The organism is Pseudomonas sp. LAMO17WK12:I5, from assembly GCF_900215165.1.
Lineage (GTDB): Bacteria > Pseudomonadota > Gammaproteobacteria > Pseudomonadales > Pseudomonadaceae > Aquipseudomonas > Aquipseudomonas putida_A.
In genome coordinates, this window is the sequence record NZ_OBDS01000010.1 from 59,061 (window position 1) to 73,766 (window position 14,706).

The following is a 14,706-nucleotide window of genomic DNA, read 5'->3' on the forward strand; positions in this document are numbered from 1 at the left end:
GGATTTATCCCCGATGGGTTGCGAAGCAACCCCAAACGGTTCCAAAGGGTGTGAAAGCAGATGTCTACGACTGCTGCGCAGCCGATCGGGGATGAATCCCCTCACCACAGGGGGAAGGTCATTGACCCAAAAACCGAACTTGTCCGCCATTCACCGATCAGTTCCTTACAGGTTCAGCCAAGAGGGATCGGAGTTTTGATCAAGTTCAGGATCGCCATTTTGCTGGGAGCGCTGCTGTTTCTCGGCGCCAGCGAACTCGAAGCCGCCACGTTGCCGGGTGTTCCGGCCGCTGCTGAAGAACCGGCCAAACCCGAGCCGATTGTGCAGGGCGGTCTGCTCGGCGCAATCAGTTCGAGCATCGACGACGTGCAGGACAAACTCGATCTCAACGAGCATCTGGTCGACGCCTGGCGTCTGCGTGCCGACCGTGCGGCGGACGAAGTCGACAAACTGGTCAACCAGCCGTCGAACCGATCCGGCTGGAGCGTCGCCGGAGATTTCCTGATGCTGTCCGGCGTGTGGCTTGGCGCCTTCGCGTTGCTTACGGTGCTCGGCAGCCTGCTGGCCAAGCGGCTGAGTCAGGGCCGTTGGCTGCGTACCCGCCAACGCAGTCAGGATCTGGCGGGTTACCTGCTGCCGTACACCGTGCCGGCGCTGATCTGCCTGCCGTTGACGCTGTACGTCAGCCACTTTCTGCAAGCCTCGGTGGGTCGGGCGCTGGCGTTGTGTCTGGCGTATGCCACCAGCAGCGGGATTTTCTCCACCTCGATGCTGTTGTGCGTGGTGGTGATGTTCAACGTCGGCCACAAACGGCCGGCCGCGCGGATCATCCGCGACTACTGCCCGAAGCCGCTGTTCCTGATTGGCTTTCTCGCCGCCCTCAGTGATGCGTTGACCAGCCCACAGATCGCCCGTCAGTTGGGTGGCAACATCACCAGCAGCGTCGCGGTGTTCACTGGGTTGATAGCCTCGATCATCTTCGGTCTGTTGGTGATTCGCCTGCGTCGGCCGGTGGCGCACCTGATCCGTAATCGGCCACTGGCGCAACGTCTGAAACAGCCCTCACTGCAGGAGTCGCTGCGGATTTTTTCCGGGCTCTGGTACTGGCCCATCGTGCTGATGGTGCTGGTTTCGGCGGTGAATCTGATCGGCATCGGTGAGGACAATCAAAAGGCCCTGCGTTGTGCGCTGTTCACCACCGTGCTGCTGATCGGCACGGTGTTCCTCAGCACCATCCTCCAGCACCTGTTCAAGTCGCGAAAAGCCGAAGCGCTCCAGCGCAGCAGTGCCTACAAGGAACGCTTTCTCAGCCTGTTGCACGCGTTGCTGCGGATCGTTATTGCGATTGCCTTCATCGATATTCTCGGGCGGATCTGGGGCGTTTCACTGCTCGATTTCGCCCAGAGCAGCACGATCGGCCGGGCGATCAGTAATGCGTTGAGCAGCATCGGCCTGATCTTCCTCGTCACGTGGCTGTTGTGGGTGGTGCTCGACACGGCGATTCAGGAAGCGTTGAAACCACCGGTGAGCAAACGCTCGTCGCGCCAGCCCAGCACCCGGGTGAAAACCATCCTGCCGCTGCTGCGCAACGCGATCAAAATCATCCTGGTGGTGATCTGCGCGATTACCACCATGGCCAACCTCGGCATCAACGTTGCGCCACTGTTGGCCGGTGCCGGGGTGGTCGGTCTGGCGATCGGTTTCGGTTCGCAGCAACTGGTGCAGGACGTGATCACCGGGCTGTTCATCATCATCGAGGACACCCTGTCGATCGGCGACTGGGTGGTGCTCGATTCCGGGCACGCCGGCACCGTCGAAGGCCTGACCATCCGCACCCTGCGCCTGCGTGACGGCAAGGGGTTTGTGCACTCGGTGCCGTTCGGCCAGATCAAGGCAGTGACCAACCAATCACGCCAGTTCGCCTATGCATTTTTCTCGGTGCAGTTCACCTACGACACCGACGTCGACAAGGCCATCGAGCTGATCCGCGAGACCGGTGATTCGATCCGCGAAGACCCGTTCCTCAAGTACAACCTGCAAGGGCCGCTGGATGTGTTCGGGGTGGACCGGATGGACCTGAACGGCGTGGTGCTGACGGCGCAGTTCCGTACCGTATCGGGTGGGCAATACGCAGTGAGCCGGGCGTTCAACCAGCGTTTGAAAAAGCTTGTGGATAACAGTCCCGACGTGCATTTCGCGCAGACTTATCCACAGCAGGTTTTGTTGCCCAAACGGCAGGGTGAGGGGGATTTGGTGGCGAGCGAGGTGCCGCAGAAGTCGAGTACCTGACCGCCGGATTTTGTGCTGGGATTGCCGGCCTCTTCGCGGGCAAGCCCGCTCCCACATTGGATTTGTGAACGCCGCAGATCCCCGGTGGGAGCGGGCTTGCTCGCGAAAGGGCCGGAACTGTCGACATCAATGCCGGATCAGCTTGCTGCGCACCTGTTCCATGGTGATCTGATCCAGCTCAGCCCAGAAAACCTGCTTGCCAGCAATCTCGGCAGCAACCGGCACCCCATCGCGATATACCAGCCGATTACTCGCCAACGCCGGCACTTTTGCCCCCGGCAACAATGTCCCCGCCAGGTTCAATGGATCCACCCCGCACACCGCGATCAAGCTGCCGTCATGCTCCCGCCGCCGAACCTCCCGCAGCAAAGGAATCGCCTCCGGCAAGGCAAACTGTTCCCCCGCCAGCCCACTGACAAACCGCCCGCCGCGAATCTCGCCACGGGCCTCCAGCCGATGAAATGTGCGCAGCAATTCGCGCCAGCTCGGCAGCCAATCCGCCTCGCGCTCCAGCAGACGCCAGAACACCACGCCGTAGCGGCGCAGCAAGGTCATGGCGACATGTTCGAGGGTTTCCGGCGAAGCGCTCTGGCTGTTCTCCATGAGCGGCCCGCGCCGCAACAACGCCCAGCGCCCGGCATCGTCCATGCCACCGACAAACGCCCCGCGCCCGCGTCGACTGCTGCGTTGCTGGCGCTTGCTCGCCGGGGTGATCAGGGCGCGCAAACCGGCGAAGCTGTCGGCGTTCACCAGGCCGGCACCGACCAGTTCCTGCAAGGCGATTTCCAGCTCGGTGCGCAGCAGGTGCGCCTCGTGGATCAACTCATCGAAAAACAACGCGCCGTGCTGACTCAGCGTCTCGTAGACCTTTTGCGTTTTCGCTGACAGTTCGCTGACCGGCGTTTGCTCGGCCAGCGCACTCCACAACCCGACCTGACTGCGCGGCAACAGCACAATCGGCGTACTGCGCAACGCCGTGCCGCTGACTTTCTGTCGGGCACTGAGCCGCGTCCACACCAGTTTGCCGTTGCGACACAGGTCATCCAGCCAGCTCGGCGAATAGTCCTTCAGGCGTGCCGGGAGAATGTCGCTGTCCCACGCCGAAGCCGCTGCCGGGTAACCTTCAAACTGGCCGACAATCGCCGGCAACACCGCGCTGCCCTGAGCGCGCGTAGCGGAGGACAGATGCTGCCAGTCGAACAGAAAACGCATGAAATCCTGCAACGCCACCGGCTCGATTTCCCGGCGCAAACGCTTGACCGTGTAGCGATGAATGCGCGCCAGCAGATGCCGTTCGCACCATTCCTCAACCGTCGCGCCCGGGGTGAATTTACCGCGCAGCACGTAGCCTTCGCGCTCCAGTTGCGCGAGGGCCTGATTGACCTGCGGTATCGGCAACGCGAGTGGTTCGGCAATGGCGGCTAACGGCAGCGGGCCAAATGCGCCCAGTCGCGCGCGGAGCACTTCGACCAGCGCTTCCTCTAACGTCCAAGGTTCGTTGAAACCGGGCAAGGCCTCTTGCTGCGGTTGCAGCGTGGCCTGTGGATAAAGCGCCAACAGGCAGGTCAGGCGTTCTCGCGCCAGCCACAACGAGCCAGGCTGTGGATGTGTAGTGACTGTGAGGCCGTCTTCGCGAGCAGGCTCGCTCCCACAGTTGACAGTGTTCCAACTGGCGGAACGCGGTTGAATGTGGGAGCGAGCCTGCTCGCGAAGCTTTTCTTTTGCCGTTACTGGCGGAACGGCCAAGCGGCAGGCGCGACCGCTCGCAGTCAGCGCGTCAAGCCATTCGCGCCAGTGTTCGCCAGCCTGAACTTCAAGGTCGCTGATGCAGGCAAGGCTCATCAGCGCCTCGTGCATTTCATCGACGTTGGCCGGCGTCGGCCACGCTTCTTCACGTACCGCGTTAATGGCGTCTGCGTCCAGCGCACCGAGATCATCAGTGGACTGCGGATCGCTCCAGCGCCGGTTGATCACCGCTTGGGTGCGGCGTTCTTCCAGCGGCGCATCGTCGAGAAAGCTGTACGGCCGCGCGCTGAGAATTTCTGCCGCCAGCGGTGACGGTGCCGGCAGATCGCGGCTGATCAATCGCACCTCGCCGCGCTCCATGCGCCGCAGCAGGTTGAGCCAGCCGTCGCTGTCCATGGCCTCGTGCAGGCAGTCGTCGAGGGTTTGTTCCACCAGCGGATGTTCAGGGACTTCCCGCTCGCCGGCGAGGTTTTCCAGGCAGGCAATCTGATCGGGGAACACGCTGGCAATCAGGTCTTCGCTTTTCATCCGCTGCAGCTGCGGCGCGACTTTGCGCCCCCCGGTAAAACGCGGCAACGCCAGCGCGACCCCGGCATTCCAGCGCCAGCGCACGCCGAACAACGGCGCGTCGAGAATTGCCTGAATCAGGATGTGCTCGGCGCTGTTGCTGTGCAGGTACCGCCAGACATCATCCAGTTCGAAACTGTGACTGGTGGACAGCGACAACACGATCGCATCCTCGCTGGCGGCAGCCTGCAACTCGAAGTTGAAGGTGCGGCAGAAACGCTTGCGCAGGGCCAGGCCCCAGGCGCGGTTGATGCGGCTGCCGAACGGTGAATGGATGATCAACTGGGTGCCGCCGGACTCGTCGAAAAACCGTTCCATCAACAGCGTGTCCTGCGAGGGCAGGGCGCCGAGGGTCAGGCGAGCGCGGGCGAGATAGTCCACCAGTTGTTCGGCGCTGGCGCGGTTCAGGCCGAGGGTTGCGGTCAGCCAAACGAGCGCCGGTTGCAGATCGCCGGGGCTGGCGCCGAGCAACAGGTCGAGAGTCGCTTGCAGCCGCGCCACCGCCGCAGACAATTCATCGCTGCGCCCCGGGGCTTCGCCGAGCCAGAACGGAATGGTCGGCGGCTGGCCCTGAGCATCCTCGACCCGCACCTTGCCGGTTTCAACCCGCAGGATTCGGTAGGAGGTGTTGCCGAGCTGGAACACATCACCCGCGATACTTTCCACGGCAAAGTCTTCGTTGACGCTGCCGATGTTCAGGCCTTGTGGCTCAAGCATCACGCTGTAATCGGCGTTGTCGGGGATGGTGCCGCCGCTGGTCACGGCGGTCAGTTGCGCGCCACGGCGGCCACGCAGGGTGCGGCTGACCGCATCGCGGTGCAGGTAGGCGCTGCGGATGCCCTGACGACCGTTGTAGCCTTCGGCGAGCATGGTCAGCAGCGCCTGATAGTGTTTTTCGTCGAGATCGCGGTAGGGCGAGGCTTTGCGAAACAGCGCCAGCAGCGCGTCTTCCGCCCATTCCCGGCAACTGACTTCGGCGATGATCTGCTGCGCCAGCACATCCAGCGGCGCTTGGGGGATGTGCAGGGTGTCGAGTTCGCCACGGCGCACGCAGTCGAGCAGGGCGGCGCACTCGATCAGGTCGTCGCGAGTAGTGGCGAACAAGCGGCCTTTGGGCGTACCGCCGACCTGGTGCCCGGAGCGCCCGACTCTTTGCAGAAACCCGGCAATCGAGCGCGGCGAGGCGATCTGACAGACCAGATCGACTTCGCCGATATCGATGCCCAATTCCAGCGAAGCCGTGGCGATCAGCACTTGCAGTTCGCCACGCTTGAGCCGCTGTTCGGCGTCGAGGCGGAATTCTTTGGCCAGGCTGCCGTGATGCGCGGCCACCGCGTGTTTGCCCAGCCGTTCGCTGAGGTGTCGGCTAAGGCGTTCGGCCAGGCGCCGGGTGTTGACGAAAATCAGCGTGGTGCGGTGTTCGCGGGCCAGTTCGGCGAGCCGGTCATAAACCAGTTCCCAGACGTCGTTAGCCATCACTGCCGACAACGGCACCGGCGGCACCTCGATGCCCAGATCCCGTGGCCGGGCGTGGCCGATGTCGATGATTTCGCAGGGGCGATCGGTGCCTACCAGAAACCGTGCCACGGCATCGATCGGCTTTTGCGTGGCGGACAAGCCGATGCGGGTCAAGGGTTCGGCACACAGCGCCTGCAGGCGTTCGAGGCTCAGCGCCAGATGACTGCCGCGTTTGCCAGCAGCGATGGCGTGGATCTCGTCGATGATCACCGTGCGCGTGCTGCCGAGCATTTTGCGCCCGGACTCGGAGCCGAGCAGCACGTACAGCGATTCCGGAGTGGTCACCAAGATGTGCGGCGCACTTTTGCGCATGGCGACGCGGTCTTTTTGCGGGGTGTCGCCGGTGCGCACCGCCGTGGTGATCTGCAGTTCGGGCAGGCCCGTCTGGCGCAACTGCTCGGTGATTCCCGCCAGCGGGTTCTGCAGGTTGATGCGGATGTCGTTGGACAACGCCTTGAGCGGCGAAACGTAGACCACCAGGGTTTCGTCGGGCAGGCCGTCGGGGTTTTCCAGACCCCGGTGGACGAGATCGTCGAGCACCGCGAGGAAGGCGGTGAGGGTTTTGCCGGAGCCGGTGGGCGCGGCGATCAGTGTCGAGCGGCGCTGGCGGATCAACGGCCATGCGCGGGCCTGGGCGGCGGTGACCGTCGGGAAGGTGCTGCTGAACCAGGCGCTGACGGCGGGGTGAAAGCCTGCCAGGGCGGCGTCCTTGAGGATGGGCAGATTCATGGCTCAAGTTATGCGGGTGGGGGCGGCAAGATGCAAGTACCGCTGGGATCTTCAGCGTTTGGCCGGGCCTCTTCGCGAGCAAGCCCGCTCCCACAGTTGACCACATTCCCCTGTGGGAGTGGGCTTGCTCGCGAAGAGGCCTGCTGCAACGCCACAAATGCCAGGGATCTACACTTTACGGGTGACGGTTGCGCACTAAACCCGCAAAATGCAACGATTCCGGCAATTATCGACGACGGGTGTCACAAGTACCGTCGCTAAAGCCATCGTTCCAATCAGACTGGGCCTGCTGACTCTATGCGAATGCGCCTTATGTTACTGGGCGGCGGAAATGCCCTTGGGCAGGCGCTGATTCGCCTCGGTGCGGAAGAAGACATCGGTTTCCTCGCCCCCCGCCCGCCAGAAGACGGCTGGGATGCCGCGAGCCTGACGCAACTGCTCGACGATACCCGTCCGGATGCGTTGATCAACCTCGCCTACTATTTCGACTGGTTCCAGGCCGAGACCGTCAGCGAAAGCCGTTTGGCCGGGCAAGAACGCGCCATCGAGCGGCTGGCCGAGCTGTGCCAGCACCACAACATCATCCTCGTGCAGCCTTCCAGCTATCGGGTGTTCGACGGTTCGCGGGCGACCGCCTACAGCGAAAAAGACGAGCCGGTGCCGTTGGGCCTGCGCGGTCAGGCGCTGTGGCGCATCGAGCAAAGTGTTCGCGCCACTTGCCCGCAACACGTGTTGCTGCGCTTCGGCTGGCTGCTCGATGACAGCCCTGAAGGCACCCTCGGGCGCTTCCTCGCCCGCGCCGAACAACCGGACGAATTGCTCATGGCCGATGACCGCCGGGGCAATCCGACCCCGGTGGATGACGCGGCACGGGTGATCATTTCGGTGCTCAAGCAGCTCGATTGCGCGGCGCCGCTGTGGGGCACTTACCATTACGCCGGCCACGAAGCGACCACGCCGCTGGCGCTCGGGCAGGCGATTCTGACCGAAGCGCGCAGCCTGCATCAGTTGGCAATCGAAGCGCCGACCGCTCAGGCCCATGCCGCGCGGCCGGACGCCGCCGAGGAACCGCAACACGCGGTACTCGCCTGCAAGAAAATTCTGCACACTTTCGGGATCAAGCCCCGCGCCTGGCGCGCCGCACTCCCGGCTTTACTGGATAGGTTTTATCGTCATGGCTGAAGGCCCTGTTTTAATCACTGGCGGCGCCGGTTTCATCGGCTCGCACCTGACTGACGCGTTGCTCGCCACCGGCCACTCGGTGCGGATTCTCGATGATCTGTCGACCGGCAAACGCAGCAACCTGCCGCTGGACAACCCGCAGGTCGAATTGATCGTCGGTGACGTCGCCGATGCCGCGCTGGTCGCGCAGGTCATGCAAGGCTGCAGCGCGGTAGCGCATCTGGCGGCGGTGGCCTCGGTGCAGGCGTCGGTGGACGATCCGGTGAAGACCCACCAGAGCAATTTCATCGGCACCCTGAATGTCTGCGAAGCCATGCGTCAGGCCGGGGTCAAGCGCGTGCTCTACGCCTCGAGCGCAGCAGTGTACGGTAACAACGGTGAAGGCGAGTCGATTGACGAAGAGACGCCAAAAGCCCCGCTGACCCCGTATGCCTCGGACAAACTGGCCGGCGAGCACTACTTCGATTTCTACCGTCGCCAGCATGGTCTGGAGCCGGTAATTTTCCGCTTCTTCAACATCTTCGGCCCGCGCCAGGATCCCTCTTCGCCGTACTCCGGGGTCATCAGCATCTTCAGTGAGCGGGCACAGAAAGGCCTGCCGATCACCGTGTTCGGCGATGGCGAGCAGACCCGCGATTTCCTCTATGTCGAGGATCTGGTCGACGTGCTGGTGCAAGCGATCGACAAGCCTGAAGTGGAAGTGGGGGCGATGAACGTCGGCTGGAATCAGGCGATGAACCTCAAGCAGATGCTGCAAGCGCTGCAGGAAGTGGTCGGCGAGTTGCCCCCGGTCAGCTACGGCCCGGCGCGCTCCGGCGACATCCGTCACTCGCGGGCGAATAACGCGCGTTTGCTGCAACGCTTCAAGCTGCCAGAGCCGACGCCGATGCGTGTGGGGCTGGCGCGGTTGCTCGGCAAATAGGTTTACCGCAGACATGAAAAAGGCGCCTTTTTACAGGCGCCTTTTTCACGGCCGGAATTTGTCGCTAATCCTGTGGCGAGGGGATTTATCCCCGATCGATCAAGAAGTGATCGTCGTCAGTTCTAAGCCTGCTCACCCAAAGCCTCATTCACCACCACGTGAACGTTCCTGGTTGAATCTGCCTTAGAACTTGTAGCCCAGACCCACCATGTACACAAACGGATCGACATCAACATTGACCTTGGCACGGGTGCCCGGCGCCACGGCGTTGTTCTCGACGGTGGCTCGAGTATCGATGTCGATGTAGCGCACCTGGGCGTTGAGCATGATGTTGTCGGTCAGCATGTAGTCGGCGCCGACCTGCCAGGCCAGGCCCCAGGAGTTTTTCGCCTTGAAGTTGCTGAAGCCGTTGGACTGGGCTTCGCTGCCGACGTGCTCGTCGTAGATCCAGGTGTAGTTGATGCCGCCACCGATGTACGGCTGGAATGGCGATTTCGCATCCAGCGGGTAGTACACGACGCTGAGGGTGGGCGGCAGGTGTTTCAGGGTGCCGAGTTTGCCGTTGGCAGCTGGCAGCGCGGTGCCTTTGATTTTAACGTCATGCTCGAACGGCGAGGCCGCCAGCAACTCGATCCCGATGTTGTTGGTCAGCATGTAGGCGAAGTTCAGACCCAGTTGGGTGTCGCTGCTCATGGTCGCCTTGCCGCCCAGGTTGGTGCCGCTCAACGGACCCTGATCGACCTTGACGTTGGAGCTGTCGGCCTTCGGGTTGACGGTGATCGCACCGGCGCGAACGATGATGTCGCCGGCTTCGTGGGCGTGGGCGAGCGGGGCTGCGAGCGCGAGGGCAAACAGCGAGGCGCTGAGCAAGGACTTGTTCATGGGGGCTCCAAAAGGACGTTAAAAGCTTCTGATGTCCTATGGTATGAAGCCAACTGATACGGTCTTTTGACTCAGCTCAATGAAACAGTGATGCCCCGGTTTTTTGTGGAACCTTGGCCGGTCCCTTCGCGAGCAAGCCCGCTCCCACTTTGGAACTCGGTCACCTGTGGGAGCGGGCTTGCTCGCGAAGAGGACGGATCAAACAATACAAAAACTACCGGGATTCACTCCGGCAGCTCATACACATAAATCTTGTCCGCCGCCATCTGATACCCGGCATCGGCCAGTTCGCTGGTGGACGCCTTGACCTGCAACGGTCCCTCGACCCAGTACGGCTGATACAGCTCGTCGAGCTTCACGCCCAGCTCGCTTTTCACATGCACGATCTGGTTAGACGGCGGTGGCGGCACGTGGATGCAGGCGCCGAAGTACGGCACCAGCAGGAAATCGGTGGTGCGGCCCTCTTCGTTGACTTCCAGCGGCACGATGTAACCCGGCAGGCGGATGTTCTGCCCGTCGAGACTCTGCACCACCGGCGCGTTGGGCATGTCCTGCTTGGCGGCTGGCGCCGACTCGGCCGAGAGCGCATCACTCATCTTCGACATGTCGTGCAACGGCGTCATGTTCGGCACTTCCGGCGCGGCGTCCGGCGGGATCATCTCCGACCAGGTCAGGTCTTTCGGCGCCGCTGCCGACACAGGCAGGGCAACCAGCAACAGCAGCGCAAGCACGGCGCGGGGCATGGTGAACATCCTCATAAACGGATCGACAGGCCATCGGCCAGGGATTGGCGATACGCGCGCCAGGCCGGCACGCTGCCCATCAGCAGCGCGGCCGCCAGAATGCCACCGAGCAGCGTCCATTCATACTCGCTCGGCCACGCCAGTGGCAGATACAAACCGTAATTGGCCTGCACATACCCCTGCGCGGCGGCGATGCCGATGTACAGCAATGCCAGTCCGGCGATTACGCCGGTCAGCGCCAGGGCAAAGGCTTCCAGCACCAGCAGGCTCGCGATGTGCCACGGCCGCGCACCGACCGAACGCAGAATCGCCATCTCGCGACGACGCTCGTTGAGGCTGGTGAGAATCGCCGTGAGCATGCCGATCAACCCGGTCAGCACCACGAACAGCGAGACCACGAACAGCGCTTTTTCCGCCGTGCTCATCAGGCTCCACAACTCCTGCAAGGCTACGCCCGGCAGGATCGCCAGCATCGGCTCACCACGGAATTCGTTGATCTCGCGTTGCAGGGCAAAGGTGGAAATCTTGCTGTTGAGGCCGAGCATGAACGCGGTGATCGCCTGTGGCGTCAGGTCCATGTTGCGTGCCTGATCTGCGGTGATCCGGCCGTTGCCCCGGGCCGGCACGCCGTTGTGCCAGTCGATGTGGATCGCCTCCATGCCGCCGAGGCTGATGTGCAGCGTGCGGTCCACCGGCGTGCCGGTGCGCTTGAGAATGCCGACCACGGTGAACGGTTTGTCGTCGTGTTTGACCAGACTGATAGCCGCCACACCGTGGGCCAGTACCAGTTTGTCGCCGAGCTTGTAATGCAGCGCCTCGGCCACTTCGGCACCGAGCACTACTTCGAACGGATCGGTAGCGAAGGCGCGGCCGTCGGCCAGTTCCAGATGCTGCTGGCGGCCGTATTGGTAGTGCTCGAAATAGGCTTCGGTGGTGCCCATCACCCGGTAGCCGCGATGTGAATCGCCGAGGGACATCGGGATCGCCCACTTCACCTTCGGGTTGCTGGCGAAGTGTTCGAAGCTGTCCCAGCGGATGTTGTTGGTGGCGTTGCCGATGCGGAACACCGAGTACAGCAGCAGGTTCACCGAACCGGAGCGGGCGCCGACGATCAGGTCGGTGCCGCTGATGGTGCTGGCGAAACTGGCCTTGGCCTCGGTGCGCACGCGCTCGACGGCGAGCAACAGGCACACCGACAGAGCAATGGCGAACGCGGTGAGCAGGGCGGTAAAGCGGCGGTTGGCCAGGCTGGCCATGGCCAGACGAAACAGATACATCTCAGACCTCGGCAGACGTGGCGGCGCGATTGAGCTCGGCCAGGGACAGGTGACGGTCGAACAGCGGTGCCAGGCTCTGGTCGTGGCTGACGAACAACAGGCTCGAGCCGGCTTCGCGGCATTCGGCGAATAGCAGACGAATGAAGTTTTCCCGAGCGTCGTAATCCAGCGCCGAGGTCGGTTCGTCGGCGATCACCAGTTCCGGTTGGCCGATCAACGCACGAGCGGCGGCGACCCGTTGCTGTTGACCGATCGACAGCGAATCGGCGCGACGACCGAGGATACTTTCATCTTTCAAGCCCAAGTGGGCGAGCAGGGTGGCTGCAGCCTGATCGACGCTGCCGTGACGCTGTTTCGCCCGCTCGGCACGCAGTTTGGAGAAGTGGCAGGGCAACTCGACGTTTTCGCGCACCGAGAGAAACGGCAGCAGGTTGAACTGCTGGAAGATGTAGCCGGTGTGGTCGACACGAAAGCGGTCGCGGGCGCCGGCACCGAGTTCGGTCAGTTCCTGGCCGAGCAGACGAATGCTGCCGCGCCCGGGTTTCTGCACGCCACCGAGCAGGCCGAGCAGGGTGGTCTTGCCACTGCCGCTGGGGCCTTTGAGGAACAGGGTTTCGCCCGGCTCCAGGCGAAACGCCGGGATGTCCAGCAGCGGCGGGTGACCGGGCCAGTTGAAGCCCAGGTCGGACAGTTCGATGAGTGCTTGGGTCATGGCACCAGTTTCATGGAGTGAACACATAACCCTGTGGGAGCGGGCTTGCTCGCGAATGCGGTGTGTCAGTCAACATAGATTTGGCTGACCCACCGCATTCGCGAGCAAGCCCGCTCCCACAGGGGATTTTCGGTGTGATCAGAAATTCAGGGCAGCCGCCTTGGCCGTCACTTCGGTACCTTGCTGGCCGCTCGGGCCGATCAGTTGTACCTGAATTTTCTGGGTGGCCGGGAAGGTATTGAAGATGTTCGCCAGATCCAGCGTCTTCAGAGCACCCGGGGCCGCGCAGGTAAATTGATAGTGCGCGTGGATTTCGCTGTGATCGTGATGATGCGCTTCACCGCCCTTGGCATCTTCTTCGTGGTCATCATCGTCATGCTCGTCGGCAGCCGGCTTGTCGCCGAACAGCGGGCTTTCCAGTTCCTGGCTGGTGACTTTGCAACCGGCGGCGGCCGGCAGGCTGAACAGTACCAGCGGGTTTTCCAGTTTCGTACGTGCGGCGGCGACCTTGGCCTTATCGGCGTCGCTGGTGGCGGCATGTTCGAAGCCCACCAGGTTCATCGCCGGGCTTTCCAGTTCCAGCTCCAGGGTCTGGCCGTCGAGTGCAGCGTTCAGTCGGCCGACGCCATGTTCGTGGGCACCGAGGCTGCCGTGCTCGTGGTCATGATCGTGCTCATCGGCGGCGTGGGCGATGGCCAGCGGCAACAGGGCAAACGGCAAAGCGAGCAGCAGACGACGCATGGCGGTCTCCGGGAAGTAAAGTGAAGAGTTTGTTATGTAATCTTATAACGAAAGTCCGCAGAGTTTGCCCGTGCGCTTGGCGATGCACAAGTCCCGTGGGAGCATGCAGGTCAGAAATGTGCAGGAGCGAAGCAGATGTTGCGGATACGCGGAACCGTCGGCGCGATGCCGGTGGATTTGACGGTGGAACTGGATGACAGCGATTGGGCGAAGCTCGGCGCAGCCCTTGGCGCGCAGCCGCAGGGCGATCAGCCTGAAGCGGCATTGAGCACGCCGGCAGCGAAACCACTGAACCAGGATGATGCGTTGTGGCAGGTCGCGCAGGATCTGTTGCGCAAGGCCGGGCAACTCAGCGGGCCGGATTTGCTGGAGCAGCTTGAGGGATTGACCGGTAGCGCGGCGGCGGGCAAGCGCCTGCTGGTGCGCCTGCGCCACAGTTCACAGGTGAAAGTGGCGAGCGGCGGCGATACGCCGCTCTACAGCTGGGTCGAGTGAGCGGTTAGTACAGTGCAGCGAAGACCTTGCGCCGGTAAGCGGTCACCAGCGGATGATCGTTGCCCAGCAGTTCGAACACCTGCAGCAACGTCTTGTGCGGCAACCCTTCGCCGTAGCTACGGTTACGGATGAACAGCTTGAGCAACGCCTCCAGCGCCGCTTCGTATTGCTGACGCGCCAGTTGCTGGATCGCCAGTTGATACACCGCTTCGTCTTCTTGCGGATCTTTGGCCAGACGCGCCTTGAGGTCGGCAGCATCCGGCAGATCACGGGCAAGTCCCAGAAATTTGATCTGCGCCTTGGCCCCGGCCAGTGCAGCCTTGTGCTCATCGCTCTTGACCGCGTCGAGCACGGTTTGCGCTTCGTCCAGTTCGCCGCGTTCGGTCAGGCAGCGGGCGTAGAGGATCAGCGCCCTGGCGTTGCTGTTGTCTTCGGTGAGCATCACCACCAGCGCCGCTTCCGCGTCAGCGAAACGCCCTTCATCGAACAGCGCCTGCGCCTGTTCGAACGGATCGGCGGCGGCCGGCGGCGGCATTTGCACATGCGGCTCAAGCAACGCGCGCACTGCGGATTCCGGCTGCGCACCGGCAAAACCGTCCACCGGTTGACCGTCCTTGAACAGCACCACGGTTGGCAGGCTGCGGATGCCGAAGCGGGCGACGATGTCCTGTTCTATGTCGCAGTTGACCTTGGCCAGCAGCAGTTCGCCCTGATAGCTCTCGGCAATGCCTTGCAGCATCGGCATCAACGCCTTGCACGGCGCACACCACTCGGCCCAGAAATCCACCAGCACCGGTTTGTTGAAGGAGGCTTCGATCACCGACTGGTCGAAATCGGCAGTCGTGGCGTCGAAGATGTACGGCGTTTGCTGACTCATGGGGGATCTCGTAAAAGCGTGGATGG

At 62.7% G+C, this 14,706-nt stretch carries 11 protein-coding genes; 4 read left to right on the top strand and 7 right to left on the bottom strand.

What is annotated here, in order from left to right; all coding sequences use genetic code 11:
• Positions 1-195: 195 nt before the first annotated feature.
• The gene (locus CRO59_RS18625) at positions 196-2,289 is read left to right on the top strand and encodes a mechanosensitive ion channel family protein (RefSeq protein ID WP_097089391.1); all 2,094 of its coding nucleotides are present in this window, start codon (positions 196-198) and stop codon (positions 2,287-2,289) included.
• 126 nt (positions 2,290-2,415) lie between these two features.
• On the opposite strand, the gene CRO59_RS18630 is transcribed toward CRO59_RS18625, so the two are convergent.
• Entirely contained in the window at positions 2,416-6,849 is a 4,434-nt protein-coding gene (locus CRO59_RS18630; RefSeq protein ID WP_097089389.1) for a DEAD/DEAH box helicase, read from the bottom strand.
• Between the two features lie 297 nt (positions 6,850-7,146).
• On the opposite strand from CRO59_RS18630, the gene CRO59_RS18635 reads away from it, so the two are divergent.
• Both CRO59_RS18635 and CRO59_RS18640 read left to right on the top strand, forming a co-directional pair.
• Positions 7,147-8,031 (top strand): sugar nucleotide-binding protein, encoded by an 885-nt coding sequence (locus CRO59_RS18635; RefSeq protein WP_027612945.1) that lies wholly within the window; start codon positions 7,147-7,149, stop codon positions 8,029-8,031.
• Positions 8,024-8,953 carry an NAD-dependent epimerase/dehydratase family protein gene (locus tag CRO59_RS18640; RefSeq protein WP_097089387.1) on the top strand — a complete coding sequence of 310 codons (930 nt, stop codon included), beginning with the start codon at positions 8,024-8,026 and terminating at the stop codon, positions 8,951-8,953. The genes CRO59_RS18635 and CRO59_RS18640 overlap by 8 nt, the downstream gene beginning before the upstream one ends.
• 183 nt (positions 8,954-9,136) lie before the next feature.
• Here the strand turns inward: CRO59_RS18640 and CRO59_RS18645 are convergent, their stop codons facing one another.
• The 5 genes from CRO59_RS18645 to CRO59_RS18665 all read right to left on the bottom strand — a co-directional run bounded on the left by CRO59_RS18645 (position 9,137) and on the right by CRO59_RS18665 (position 13,308).
• On the bottom strand, positions 9,137-9,835 hold the full coding sequence (locus CRO59_RS18645) for an OmpW family protein (protein WP_027612943.1): 699 nt from the start codon (positions 9,833-9,835) through the stop codon (positions 9,137-9,139).
• Positions 9,836-10,059: 224 nt separating this feature from the next.
• The gene (locus tag CRO59_RS18650; RefSeq protein WP_027612942.1) at positions 10,060-10,578 is read right to left on the bottom strand and encodes a DUF3299 domain-containing protein; all 519 of its coding nucleotides are present in this window, start codon (positions 10,576-10,578) and stop codon (positions 10,060-10,062) included.
• An 11-nt stretch (positions 10,579-10,589) separates the two neighbouring features.
• Positions 10,590-11,855 (bottom strand): ABC transporter permease, encoded by a 1,266-nt coding sequence (locus CRO59_RS18655; RefSeq protein WP_097089386.1) that lies wholly within the window; start codon positions 11,853-11,855, stop codon positions 10,590-10,592.
• A 1-nt stretch (position 11,856) separates the two neighbouring features.
• Positions 11,857-12,567 (bottom strand): ABC transporter ATP-binding protein, encoded by a 711-nt coding sequence (locus tag CRO59_RS18660; protein ID WP_007966120.1) that lies wholly within the window; start codon positions 12,565-12,567, stop codon positions 11,857-11,859.
• A 138-nt stretch (positions 12,568-12,705) separates the two neighbouring features.
• Positions 12,706-13,308, bottom strand: a complete 603-nt coding sequence (locus CRO59_RS18665) for a DUF2796 domain-containing protein (protein ID WP_097089384.1) — start codon at positions 13,306-13,308, stop codon at positions 12,706-12,708.
• A gap of 135 nt (positions 13,309-13,443) precedes the next feature.
• Here CRO59_RS18665 and CRO59_RS18670 point away from each other — a divergent pair, with 135 nt between their 5' ends.
• Positions 13,444-13,803 carry a hypothetical protein gene (locus CRO59_RS18670; protein WP_097089382.1) on the top strand — a complete coding sequence of 120 codons (360 nt, stop codon included), beginning with the start codon at positions 13,444-13,446 and terminating at the stop codon, positions 13,801-13,803.
• A gap of 4 nt (positions 13,804-13,807) precedes the next feature.
• On the opposite strand, the gene trxA is transcribed toward CRO59_RS18670, so the two are convergent.
• Complete coding sequence (trxA, locus tag CRO59_RS18675) at positions 13,808-14,680, bottom strand: thioredoxin (protein WP_097089380.1); 873 nt, start codon at positions 14,678-14,680, stop codon at positions 13,808-13,810.
• Positions 14,681-14,706: the final 26 nt, after the last annotated feature.

Excerpts from the sequence above, each read along its gene's own strand:
- CRO59_RS18665 (WP_097089384.1), bottom strand. The coding sequence starts at position 13,308 with ATGCGTCGTCTGCTGCTCGCTTTGCCGTTTGCCCTGTTGCCGCTGGCC.
- CRO59_RS18670 (WP_097089382.1), top strand. The coding sequence starts at position 13,444 with ATGTTGCGGATACGCGGAACCGTCGGCGCGATGCCGGTGGATTTGACG.
- CRO59_RS18630 (WP_097089389.1), bottom strand. The coding sequence starts at position 6,849 with ATGAATCTGCCCATCCTCAAGGACGCCGCCCTGGCAGGCTTTCACCCC.
- CRO59_RS18660 (WP_007966120.1), bottom strand. The coding sequence starts at position 12,567 with ATGACCCAAGCACTCATCGAACTGTCCGACCTGGGCTTCAACTGGCCC.
- CRO59_RS18640 (WP_097089387.1), top strand. The coding sequence starts at position 8,024 with ATGGCTGAAGGCCCTGTTTTAATCACTGGCGGCGCCGGTTTCATCGGC.
- trxA (WP_097089380.1), bottom strand. The coding sequence starts at position 14,680 with ATGAGTCAGCAAACGCCGTACATCTTCGACGCCACGACTGCCGATTTC.
- CRO59_RS18655 (WP_097089386.1), bottom strand. The coding sequence starts at position 11,855 with ATGTATCTGTTTCGTCTGGCCATGGCCAGCCTGGCCAACCGCCGCTTT.
- CRO59_RS18635 (WP_027612945.1), top strand. The coding sequence starts at position 7,147 with ATGCGAATGCGCCTTATGTTACTGGGCGGCGGAAATGCCCTTGGGCAG.
- CRO59_RS18645 (WP_027612943.1), bottom strand. The coding sequence starts at position 9,835 with ATGAACAAGTCCTTGCTCAGCGCCTCGCTGTTTGCCCTCGCGCTCGCA.
- CRO59_RS18650 (WP_027612942.1), bottom strand. The coding sequence starts at position 10,578 with ATGCCCCGCGCCGTGCTTGCGCTGCTGTTGCTGGTTGCCCTGCCTGTG.